The following is a 12351-nucleotide window of genomic DNA, read 5'->3' as shown; positions in this document are numbered from 1 at the left end:
GGCGGAATTGGTAGACGCGCAGGTTTCAGGTACCTGTGCCGTAAGGCGTGGAGGTTCGAGTCCTCTTTTGGGCACCACTTTTTTATCTTTAACATATTAAAATATATAGATTTATTATTATTTAAATAGAAATTTTTAGTTTACCCTTTAGACCACCTTCTACAGTTTATACAATTTCACCTAATTTGTTCTTATTTGCTCCTTATTTTTCTTTGGAGTGAATGCTAAAACTCTTTTTTCCTCTACCTTACTGCTCTTCCTAGCTTATAGGGTTGAGGAAACTTCTCGCACCCAATTGAGAACCGTTGTTGTCGATACGCTAAAAAGCTGGGCACATTCACGTATTGTTACATATTTATTGCCATCATCAAATATCATATCATTTCATTACCTTTCTCTTTTTCATGTTACTTAAATGGGCGTAAGTGCTGAAAACTAAAGGACGCATCTCCATATTTTAAAAGTTTGTAGATTTATTTTTTAAATGTGTTTAATTTCACATTTCCAATCTTCTAACTCAGTGAGAGCTAAGGTAATTTTCCCTCTGTGACACATACACACATCAGTTTCAAAGCAAGTAATTGCAACACGTCTTTTATCTAAAAAAGTTTGTATAATTTTCCTATTGCATGAGAATTGTTCTTAAGTGTTGTATTTTGATAGTTTTCAAAAAGACGTTTATAATCTTGATTTTTTTTAAATTTCGTCGTTTTTCAGAAGCAATTCCAAGTTCAGGCATATGAATATATTCAATATCAATATTTCTTACAGCTTTCTCTAATTGTCCCTTTGAAAATCCACGTTTTCTACTTATAAGATTTTTACGAACAACACATAAAATCTTAATATTATTTTTCATAAGAAAATTAAGATAATTCTCGAGTAATTTCCCCTCATAACCAATGGTAAAAAAACAAAATTTTTCATCTTTAGTAAGCGGTAGGATAGTATATTCTATACAACACATTGATTTATAATGATAATTTACTATTTTGTATATTTAATGAGAGTCCCGAATATAGTAAGATTTTCTTATTCTAAACCCTCTCAGATTGAATCAATTCATATCACTTGCTTGCACGTCACAAGCGGGGCTGGCGTATGGGTAAAAACTGTACAAGAAAGAACTAAAATGGCTCTTATGAACCGTTTTAAGTGCCAAGAGCTGTCGCAACACCAGCGAGCTGGCAAAGTGTGTGATGGTGCCGGCTTGCTTCTCCATAAACGTAAAAATGGAGATGCTCAATGGCTTTATCGTTATACCATTCACGGGCGCCGTCGTGAAATGGCCTTGAGTGCTTTAAGACATGTCTCTTTAAAAAAAGCCCGTGAATTAGCAAACCAATGGCGTTCTGTTTTGCATGAGGGACGTGATCCCATTAAAGAACGTGAGAAACAAAAGCGTGAGGCAATAAGCAATCTCCATTATTTAAAAGATATTGCTTTAGATGCTTTTGAAAGTCGTAAAGCTGAATTAAAAGGAGATGGTAAAGATGGGCGTTGGTTTTCGCCTTTAAAACTTCATATTTTACCAAAACTAGGCTGTTTACCCGTTTCAGAGATTACGCAAACCGAGATACGCAATGTTCTTGCCCCCATTTGGCATACAAAAGCTGCAACAGCTTGTAGAGCTCTTAATCGTCTTAATCTTTTTCTCAAACATGCTGCTGCTTTAGGTTTGGATGTTGATTTACAAGCAAAAGAAAAAGCACGCGCACTCTTAGGAAAACAACTCCATAAAGTAAAAAACATGCCAGCAATAGATTGGAAAGATGTGCCGACTTTTTATCAAACTCTTTGTAAAAAAACAACTATGACACAACTGGTTTTACGTCTCCTTATTCTGACAGGCATTCGTACTTATCCTGTACGTTATATTCATAAGGATCAGGCTGAAGGTAATCTATGGACAATCCCTGCTGAGTATATGAAAGGAAGGCAGGATGCTACAACAGAATTTCGCAAAATCTTATCATCTGAAGCATTGTTGCTGAATATTCATTTTATATTTAGAAAAAAAATTTAATGTTAAATAACTAAGCTAAAAAAAGAATTTTTATTTAAAATACATTTAAATTGAATATAAATTATTCATATAATTTATATTATCATATACTTTAATTTGCCAGATAAAAATAAACAAAATAAAAGAAATTAGGTATTTTATTGAAAACTATCCATTTTCACTCCTTCTTATGAAAGAGGGGGGAATGAATATTGGGAACTTTTAAAGAGAAGACTGATGACTAAAAAATTCCTTCTATCCTGCACGGTAGTTGCAGCCGTTGTACTTTCTGGTATCCATCTTAATGCACATGCTAAAAATCTCGAAATTTCAGAAAGTAAAACAGAAGTTTCCAACAAAACCTATGAGATTATTTGCACAAAAAAAGGTGGTAAAATTATCGGCAAACATTTAACCATAATTGGAAATAAAGAAACAAACACTAACACAAATATGCACGCTATAACAACTGAAGGTTCTAACACTGCAATTGAATTACTAGATGACACAATCATTAAAGGAACTGATTCTAGCATTTTCTTCGGTCTTAAAGCAAAAAATGGTGCTACACTGAAAATGACCGGTGGAACTATTACAGTTTCCAACACTGGCGCTAATTTCTTAGATAGTAAGAGCACTGAAAACAAGCTAAAAGATATCACAATATCAAATAGCAAAGCACCACTATCCAGTGGTGTAGTTGCGTACAACAACAGTCAAGTTACTTTAGAAAATGTAAAAGTAACTAATGCGATGAATAGCATTACTGCAAATAATAAATCTGAAATCACAATATTGGGAGGAATATTTAATACCATAAAAGTAGCAATATCTTCTTACAAATGTTCAAGCTACATCATCCCATGGCACTGGACTCCATGCAAGAGATACAGAATCCACGATAAAAATGACGGGAGGAACCATAATCACAGAAAAAATAGTATTACTTGCAGAAAACGGCAGCATAACCAAAATGAGCGGAGGAACAGTGCTTGCTAAAAAAGATGCATTTGTTGTAAATAATAATGGACATATCGATGTAACAGATGTTTCTGCTACAGCAGAAAACAGAGGTATAATATTTGAAAAATCTAAGAACAATAGAACATCAGAAATTAATTTGACCAATACAAAACTTAATATTGTAAATGGTACTGGAATTAATGCAAACGAGTCAACTGGTAAAGCCAAGCTAAAAAATTCAGAAATCCATGCCGATGTTTTATTATTAACCAAAACTTCAACGAAAAAAAATAACTTCACTTTTACACTAAACGCTGATCACTCTATCTTAAACGGCAGGGTGAGCAACGAAAAAAATTCAAAACAATCTTTAATTTGCAAAACAATACGAAATGGATCCTGAAAACGAGCACAAATAAAAAGAGTCAGAATGAAGAATCACTTGATATTGCTCAAAGGGCACGTTCTGATGTCTCTGTCCTTAACATCAATGACAGCTCTATTGTTTTTGAAAAGCCAAAAGAAAGTCATTATCACACATTGCACATAGGATCTGACAGACTAAATACTAAAAAAGTCTACAATGCTACAGGAAGAGCAGAAATTCATTTCAATGTTGAATGGAACGATAATACTGCCATAAACAAACAAAAAGCTGACCGTCTTCTGATCCATGGTGATGTTTCAGGTACCACACTGATTTATGTAACTGGGCATTTAGAAAAAGACAATATTAAAACAGATACTTCTTCTCTTACCAGTGTACGTGGTCTTTCACTCATTCAAGTTTCTGGAAAAATAAATTAAAACTCTTTCAAACTTGCAAAGAACTACATCACAATAAGTGGTTCACCTTATAAATATATACTGAAAGCTTATGAACCAACATCAAACCATAGTAAAACAAATGCTGAAAAAAACCTTTTAGAAGAAAATAAGAATTTTTGGGATTTTCGCTTACAACCAGTGCTCTCTGATACCGATTCAGCAGTAAAAACTGTTATTCCATAATTAGCCCGCTATGTAATAATGCAAAATATTTTTTCTATACTCACTTCATTGATAACGCAAAAAATACTTTTTGAGCCAATAATGGATTAAAGCATTAGGAATAAGCCATAAAAAACAAAATGCTTTCTTCCTCTACACTTACGGAAACACAAGACCCTTATTTTCTGAGTGTGGATCTTTTAAATGCGATCATGGTACTGATATTTTCTATGATGCAACACAAGAAGATTTTAAAGCATCAACACAGTATGGTAAAAACACAACCTTAATATTGGGAGCTTGAGCCTATAGTCAATTATCTCTCACTCCAAAAGATGTAGGGGATGCAGACAAGAGTACGTTCAACAAATACTCAATCACAGCTTATAAGAGTGTAGAGCATAACAAAGGTTTCTATATGGATACACTCTTCTCTTATAACATTGGGAAAGAAAACATTTCTGCAAATTTTGCAAAAAATACCATTAAAGTCAATGATATAAAAATGTTAATTGCCTCAACAAAAATTGATCAAAAATTCGCAACGAATATTAAAAGACTAACGTTTGCTCCACAGGAACAGCTTGTTTATCAGCGTCTAATCTTTAACGTCATTGAAAATGCTGATAATTTAAAATTGATATCGGCGAACCTTGCCTATATGCAAATTGGTGGACGCGAAACAAAAACAATTATTAATATCGAAAAAAATCGTGCTCTTTTTTTTGGGAAAGTAAACTTACTTCAAACTTTTAGTGATGATGTTAAAATACAGGCTGGCGATATATTTTCCCTTGATTCAGCGAATTTTGCCATTGAAAGAGGGTTTGATATCAATGCACAATTATCTCGATAATTTAGTCCTTCATGGTGATATAAACTATCAAAAAAACTGCAACAACCGGTATATTCGGAACAAACTTTTCAGGAGAAATACGCTATTAGTTTTAAACAAAAAGGTATCATACTCTACCACCTTTTCGCTTTATAAATCCTAATTACTCCACGCTATCCCCTTCGTTTTCCATCAAGAAAAAATGTAAGGTATTTTTATCTAGAATATATAAAAATCCCCAATTAATGAAAGCAGCGTCCTTTTAATAAAAGCGCAATTTTATTAATCAAACCCCCATGCATTTCAAAGCTTCAACAGAAAGCTCTTTATTAATTACGTTTTTAAACTTAAAATATGTCTTTTTTACCGACCTCAATAAGATAAGCGCTTATTAAAAACTTTCTCCTCATCAGAAATCTCCAACAAATTTTGCTATCCATATAATATTAAAAAAAGAGAAAATATAAAAAGCTGTAAACGATAGAGTAAAAAAATATCTTTTCGTATTCAGTAAAAATATCTTCAAATAATTATCATAAAATAACTCAAGAATCATAAGGATATTCAGTATTTCTCAAAAATTATTTTTATTAATTTATCACGCTATAACAAATAATCACATTAGAGATGACAAATGAATAAACTCATTTAATAAAAAATAAACTATGTATAATATGATTTTTTGTGCAAATTACTTAAAAGCTTTTACAAAGAAACAAAAATAACTTACTCAACATGTAATAGCACTAAGAACAACAATTCATTTTCTATTCTTCTTATGAAGTTGGTGGGGGGAATGAATATTGGGGACTTCAAAGGAGAATACGGATGTATAAAAAATCCCTTTTATCATATACAGCAACAGTTGCGATCATACTCTCTAGAATCCATTTCAATGCACATGCTGAAACTCTTAAATCCTCAGGAGCAGAGTAAGAAGTTACGGGAAAGACCGGAGAAACCTATGAAATTATTCACGCAGAAAAAGGTGGAAAAATCAACGGTGAAAATTTAAGTGTAACCGGAAATAAAGACACCAATGACAACTCAAATCCTTCCATCTTACCACCCGCTGCTGTAACAGCTGAAGGTGAGAACAGTATGATCACATTAACGGGGGATAAAACAACCATTAAAGGAACTGATTCTTCCATTTACTTAGGTATTATAGCAAAAGATAGCGCTACATTTCAAATGACTGGGGGAAGCATTACCGCTTCCAACATTGGTGCTTACTTCAGTAAGAACAAAGAAAGCAAACTAGAAAATGTGACGATATCAAGTGATAAAAATGATGCACCACTACTCGTTGGGGTAGAAGCAAACCAAAGTACAGTCACTTTACAAAATGTAAACGTGAAACAAATACATAATGCCATAGTCGCAGATAATAACTCTACAATAACAGTCTCTGGAGGATCATTTGAGACAGACGGTGCAACAATATATGCTCAAAACGGCATATGCTCAAAACGGCAGCAACATTACTTTAACCAACGATGCACAAATTACATCATCTGATGGAAATGGGCTCTACGCAAAAGATGAAAACTCCCAAATCACAATGGTAGGAGGAACAGTAGCAGCAAAAAATACACATTTTACATTGTATGCAGAAGAAAAGGGACTAATCGATACTACGAATGTTACTCTAACAACAGATGATGAAGAAACCGGCGCATTTGCCTTTGGTTTGAAAAGTAGAATTGAATTGCGCGGCAATACAATAATTAAAAATACTTTTGACGATCTTGAAGCCATTGATGGTGGAAAAATCACTGGTGGAAAAACAATCAATACAGCCCCCCACAACGCGCGCACTGGTGTACGGACCAGCAGTTCTAGTAGTGAAATTACTTTAAAAGAGAATACAATCATTCAAAATATTGCTGTCGGTCTTTCTGCAATTGGGGATAGCACAATTACAATGAGTCATGGTGAAACAAGTGTAAATCCAAAATCTACTCATCCTAATATCTCATCCAATGCACAACAGAGTGAGAAAAAAACAATATAGAAGCAAAAAAATTGCACTACATGTAGCTAATGGCGGACATATTGATATAGCAAATACTTCTGCAACTGCAGAAAACGCTGGTATGCAATTCTTTACTCCCTATGATCCAGATGATATTACGCAACAAAATTTTCGAGACAATGAAATTACTGTAACCAATACAGATCTTAACGTTAAAAATGATGCTGGAATTCTCATTGGGGGTTTTCACCACCCAAGACAATAATAATGATGTTCCCGATCTATCAATTGGTACGGTTAATCTCAAAAATTCAAAAGTCAGTGCCGATGTTTTGTTAGGTGATGGTCTCATTATAGAACCAAAAAATTGCGAAAATCAATATACTAAAGCAATTCCCAATGGCGCTTTTACATTAAACGCAGATCATTCTGTTTTAGAAGGCAGAGCAAAAATTGCTAAAGACAGAAATGTACATTTTGATCTACAAAATCAAACAAGATCTACAAAATCAAACAAAATGGATCGTAAAAACAAGCGTAACAGAACTCAATGAAAATGGAGAACTCGTTGATATCGCTCAAAGATCACGTTCTGATGTTTCTGTACTTAATCTTAATAACAGTTCTATTGTTTTTGATGGACTGGTAGACTATCATTATCACACATTGCATATAGGCTCTGGTAAAACCAGACACGCAAGTGGTCTACAACGCAACAGGAGATGCAAAGATTTACTTCAACACTGCTTGGAGTGATGGTCTTGCAAGTGCGGATCAAAGAACCGATAGACTTCTCATTTACGGTGATGTTTCAGGCTCTACAACAGTTTATATTAAAAGCGATTCAGGGGATAGAAATAGCGTAGTAAATGCTTCTAATCCTTCGAATACAGGTGGACTTGCGCTCATCCAAGTTTCAGGAAAAGCACAGAAAGACTCTTTCAAACTCGTCAATGGCTATACCACAAAAAATCATTTGCCTTATAAATATACGCTGACTGCCTATGGCCCAGAGTCAAGCCATGGTAAAGCCAATATTGACCAAAATCTCTTTGATGAAAAGAATGAAAATTTCTGGGATTTCCGCTTACACAAAGACTTTCTTGACCCTTATTCAACTGTAGAAAAACTTGTTCCACAAACAGCAAGCTATATCGTTATGCCGAATGCTCTCTTTCACACTGGATTAACCGATATAGCTAAACAAAACGAGTTTTTAGCCAGCATGAGAGTATCAACCATAGGAAAAGAAGAAGGGATAAAGAACGCATTCTTCTTATACACCTATGAGAATACAGCAACCTTATCTTCCAAGCGCAGTCCTCTGGAATACGGGTATAGCGCTAATATTCGCTATGCTTCTCTCCAAGCCGGTGTTGCATTGGCAACCTTAGAAGGGCAAAACACCACAACACATCTGGGACTAGGAGGAACCTATGGACGCCTCTCTTTCACTCCAAAAGATATGGAAGATGCAGCTAAAAGCACGTTGGATAAATGGGCCGTTACTACCTATGGAAGCGTGTAACATAACAGTGGTTTCTACATTGATACACTTTTATCCTATGGCATCCTAAAAGGAAATATCGCCAATGCCATCAGAGGAAACACCGCAAAATTAAAAAATGCAAAAGCACTGAGTGTTTCTGCCACTATCGATAAACAATTTGTAACAGGTCTTGAAGGCGTCACATTCGAACCACAAACACAGCTGGTTTATCAACATTTAATGTTTGACACTCTTGTAGATGTCGATAACTTAAAAATTGATATGAAAAACCCTTCCCAATGGTTGGCGCGAATTGGTGGACGTATAACAAAAACTGTCTCCACTCAAAACAACCTTCCTCTTTCTTTCTATGGAAAAGTAAACCTTCTCAAAACATTTGGTGATGATAGTACCATCCAGAGTGGCAGAGACTTTGATCTTGATCCTACAGGAACCTCTCTCGAAGGTGACGTTGGCATCAATGCACAACTTTCTCAAAATCTCTCACTTCATGGTGATGTCAGTTATCAACAAAAACTGCAAAAAACGGGTATATCTGGAGCAAGCTTTTCAGGAGGAATACGCTATCAGTTTTAAATCAAAACTGCAAAAACAGTTTATTCATTCTATTAAATTTAACAAAAAGGCAGTATAATATGCTGCCTTTTTTATATAAAATCTATTTTTTTCCTGAAGGGTTTTCTTTTTCACTTAAATACGCTTTTTCTCTCTCTTTACACGAGTCGCATAGCACATTTTGTTATCAAATTTTCCCATAAAACTAAAAAAGTGTATTTTTAGATAATATAAAGGAAACAACATTGGAAAAGATAATGATAAAAGAAGTTCTTTATTCATACCCTTGATATGTTTATCCTCTTGTTTGTTCAATCAATTAACTTAACACCACCTATAAGGATTCATTTAGATTTCCATGTACTGTTCTTTTAGGCAAACAGTTTTGAGAATATTTATCCCTCTCATCTACCAAGCTCATCTTACTAAGAGAACTAAGAGAAAATAAAACGATAGAAAAACTGCTAAAACCAGTATAATAGGAGTGATTTTTAAGCACAATATGATGTTATCAATCTTAAAATGATACTGTAAAAGCAGTACTTAGTTATTCTGTTTTCTCTATTTTTTAACGCATAACCCTATTTCTCTAATAATGGGGTAAGTCGTAAAGCTATTAAATTTTATAAAAATAATAATATCTTTAAATAATTTTTCATTTCATAATTAATTTATAATTAAAATATAAAATCTATAAATTTAACTTTATAAGTTATTTTTATTAAAAAAATAAATATAACTCGATATTATTATTTTTTAAGTCATAAATAGAAGCTAAGAAATATTTTTATATAAAAAATATTCTATCGTGCACAGCAGCTGTAACAATTTTACTATTTTCTACCCATAAAGCAGAAACTAAGTTCCTTGAAACTCATGGTGCAAAAAACATATCCAACAAAACTTATGAGACACTTCATGCAACAGATGGTGAAAAAATCATCAATAAACATTTAACAATAACGAGAAAATGGCAATACAAATCGGCCTGCTGTCTCTAAAAATGCTTCTACTTTAGTATAAACTGAGGAAACTAACAGTGAATCGAATTACTAAACGACACAACTATTATAAAGTATAATGCAATTCATTGATTTATAAAGAATGTTCATTGTTTTGCATGTTGAATGAGAGCCCTAAAGACCGTAAGATCCCCTCATTACAAACCTTGTTCCATGTTGAATCAATCAAAACCATATCTCTTGCAACGTCACAAGCAGGTGATCATGTGGATAAAAAACTGTTAAGACAAGACTAAAAAGCCCTTTTATATACTGTCTCAAATACCAAGGCTGTCTGCAACATTGGGAGCTTGCAAAGTGTCTCATGAGCTTGCTTTTTTATCAAGCGTAAAGGGGCGTGTGTGTTTATTCACAAGCGTAAAGATGGGAGTGCTCAATGAATTTACCATTATACTATTCACGAGCGTCGGCGCAAAATGGGTGTAACATACCTTGAAAGATATTTCTTTAAGAAGCGTTTTTTCACATTAACTTAAGCTTTAAAGCAATTTAAAAGATGTAAGTATTGTAAAAAATGCTTCTAATCCTTTAAGTACAGGTGGACTTTTGCTTATACAAGCTTATGGGAAAATGACAGAAAACTCTTTCAAGCTTACCAATGGCTATATTATAAGAAAGAATGTACCTAATAAGTAAACGCAAAGCCAAATGTGCCATAGTTGTTTTTTGACAAAGCGTTTTATAAAAAGCCGAACCATCTTTCCAGTATATTGATGGTTTTATGGCGTTGTTTTCCTAAGAGAGCTTTTGTTTTTTCTATTGTCTGTAAATCAACATTCAGCCCCAAAGCAACTGCATGTTTAAGAGAAATATTAAGACGATTCAGTACACCACGAGCTGCTCCAGTTTTTATATGCCCAATAGTGGAAAGGGTATTGCGTATATCTCTGTTTGTGTAATCTCTGAAACGAGCAGACAGCCTAATTTTGGAAGAATATGAAGGGGTAAAGTAAAAATCTGTTCCCATCTTTCTCATCTCTTTTTAGTTCAGCTTTACAGCTTTCAAAAGCATCTAGAGCGATGTCTTTTTAATAATGGAGATTACACATTGCTTCACGCTTTTGTTTTTCACGTTCTTTAAGGGGGGCACACCTCTCCTATAAAACAGAACACGCCACACCAAATACACTTGCATTGCACATTCACAGGCTTTCTTTAAAGAGACATCTCTCAAAGCACCCAAGCCCATTTCACGGCAGTGTCCGTGAAGGGTATAACGATAAAGCCATTGAACACTTCCATCTTTACACTTGTGAAGTAACAAGCCAGCACCATCACACTACATTCCCAGCTCGTGGATGTTGCGGGGCAGCCCTTGGCCCTTGAAACGGTTCATTAAGAGCCATTTTTAGTCCTTTTTTATATAATTTTGGTCCACATGCTTGCTCCACTTAGGACATGCAAGAAAAACTTGATTGCTTCAATATAAGGAGATTTGAAATGAGAGAATCTTACGATATTCAGGACTCTCATTCAAGGTGAATAACACTATATTATCATTATAAATCAAAGTATTATACCTATAAATAAACACTGACTAGCTATGTAGAATAAAACCATAAAAAACGAATATCAAGCAACACCTATTTAATAATAAGAATGAAAGATTACGAAATTTTTACTTACTCAAAGCATTTCTTAACACTGATTCTAGCACAAAGCGACCCGACATCGTAAAACAAATGACGATACATTGATTTATAAAAATAATTATTCATTTTGCATGTTAAATGAGAGTCTCGAATATCCTAATTTTTATTATTTCAAACCTGTTCTATACTGAATCAATCAAATTTTTCTTGCATGTCCTAAGTGGAGCAAGCATGTGGACCAAAATTATATAAGGAAGGCCTAAAAATGCCTATAATGAACCACCTCAAGTGCCAAGGGCTGTCTGGCAACATTAGGAACCGGTAAAGTGTGTGTTGATGCCGGTTTGCTCTTTTATTAAGCGTTAAGATAATGGGGCTTAAGGGCTTTACCATTATAGCATTCATGGACACCATCGCGAAATGGTCTTTGGTGTCTTAAAACATATCTCTTTAAAGAAAGCCTGTGAACATCGCCCTTCATTTCTTCTTCCATATTAAAGAAATATCTGCTGAAATTTTGGTGAATGCATAAAACAATATCTCCCATCACAACGCTATAAAGCTTTTATAAAGATTATCTTTAATAGACAATTTTTAAATATCGTGCTTCTTTCGCAGATCATGCTTCATAGTGTTTTTAGTATAAACTTACCAAACTAGATTTTATGCAGTTCATTTTTTACTGCTTTTCATAATCATCGAAAAAAGCTTTTCTGAAATAAAAATCCAAATTATAGAAAACACCATAATATAATTTGTTTTGTTGTTTACAATAAAAACATAATGATATAAAAGTTGGTTGGGTACTTGCGCCATCAGGGGAGTGAAGTAAGCATCAAAGCATACCAAATACTAAAGGCATATCTATGTGTAAGAAATATATTTATAAGAAAAATTTTTT

The 12351-nt window shown here is 33.9% G+C and carries 4 protein-coding genes and 5 pseudogenes; 6 read left to right on the top strand and 3 right to left on the bottom strand.

The window, feature by feature from the left end; translation table 11 throughout:
- Positions 1-180 precede the first annotated feature (180 nt).
- Positions 181-378 (bottom strand): annotated as a pseudogene (locus ACFIO3_RS03920) (helix-turn-helix transcriptional regulator).
- Between the two features lie 244 nt (positions 379-622).
- Positions 623-859 (bottom strand): DUF488 family protein, encoded by a 237-nt coding sequence (locus tag ACFIO3_RS03915; protein ID WP_375608499.1) that lies wholly within the window; start codon positions 857-859, stop codon positions 623-625.
- Between the two features lie 273 nt (positions 860-1132).
- Between ACFIO3_RS03915 and ACFIO3_RS03910 the strand changes: the two are divergent.
- From ACFIO3_RS03910 to ACFIO3_RS03885, 6 genes and pseudogenes are all read left to right on the top strand, one after another.
- Positions 1133-1987: pseudogene (locus ACFIO3_RS03910) on the top strand (tyrosine-type recombinase/integrase); the annotation flags it as partial.
- A gap of 255 nt (positions 1988-2242) precedes the next feature.
- Positions 2243-3004 carry a hypothetical protein gene (locus ACFIO3_RS03905; RefSeq protein ID WP_375608498.1) on the top strand — a complete coding sequence of 254 codons (762 nt, stop codon included), beginning with the start codon at positions 2243-2245 and terminating at the stop codon, positions 3002-3004.
- Positions 2994-3371 (top strand): hypothetical protein, encoded by a 378-nt coding sequence (locus tag ACFIO3_RS03900; RefSeq protein WP_375608497.1) that lies wholly within the window; start codon positions 2994-2996, stop codon positions 3369-3371. Before ACFIO3_RS03905 ends, ACFIO3_RS03900 begins: the two co-directional genes overlap by 11 nt.
- Entirely contained in the window at positions 3344-3775 is a 432-nt protein-coding gene (locus ACFIO3_RS03895) for a hypothetical protein (RefSeq protein ID WP_375608496.1), read from the top strand. Before ACFIO3_RS03900 ends, ACFIO3_RS03895 begins: the two co-directional genes overlap by 28 nt.
- Before the next feature lie 529 nt (positions 3776-4304).
- A pseudogene (locus ACFIO3_RS03890) lies at positions 4305-4814 on the top strand (autotransporter outer membrane beta-barrel domain-containing protein); the annotation flags it as partial.
- A 1080-nt stretch (positions 4815-5894) separates the two neighbouring features.
- Positions 5895-8857: pseudogene (locus tag ACFIO3_RS03885) on the top strand (autotransporter outer membrane beta-barrel domain-containing protein).
- 1628 nt (positions 8858-10485) lie between these two features.
- Here ACFIO3_RS03885 and ACFIO3_RS03880 read toward each other — a convergent pair.
- Positions 10486-11122 (bottom strand): annotated as a pseudogene (locus ACFIO3_RS03880) (integrase); the annotation flags it as partial.
- Positions 11123-12351 lie beyond the last annotated feature (1229 nt).

Source organism: Bartonella sp. AD328YNZD (assembly GCF_042196425.1).
This window is presented reverse-complemented; position numbering and strand designations above follow the sequence as displayed.

Bases quoted from the DNA above. Each gene is read 5' to 3' on its own strand.
- ACFIO3_RS03905 (WP_375608498.1), top strand. From the start codon at position 2,243: ATGACTAAAAAATTCCTTCTATCCTGCACGGTAGTTGCAGCCGTTGTA.
- ACFIO3_RS03915 (WP_375608499.1), bottom strand. From the start codon at position 859: ATGAAAAATAATATTAAGATTTTATGTGTTGTTCGTAAAAATCTTATA.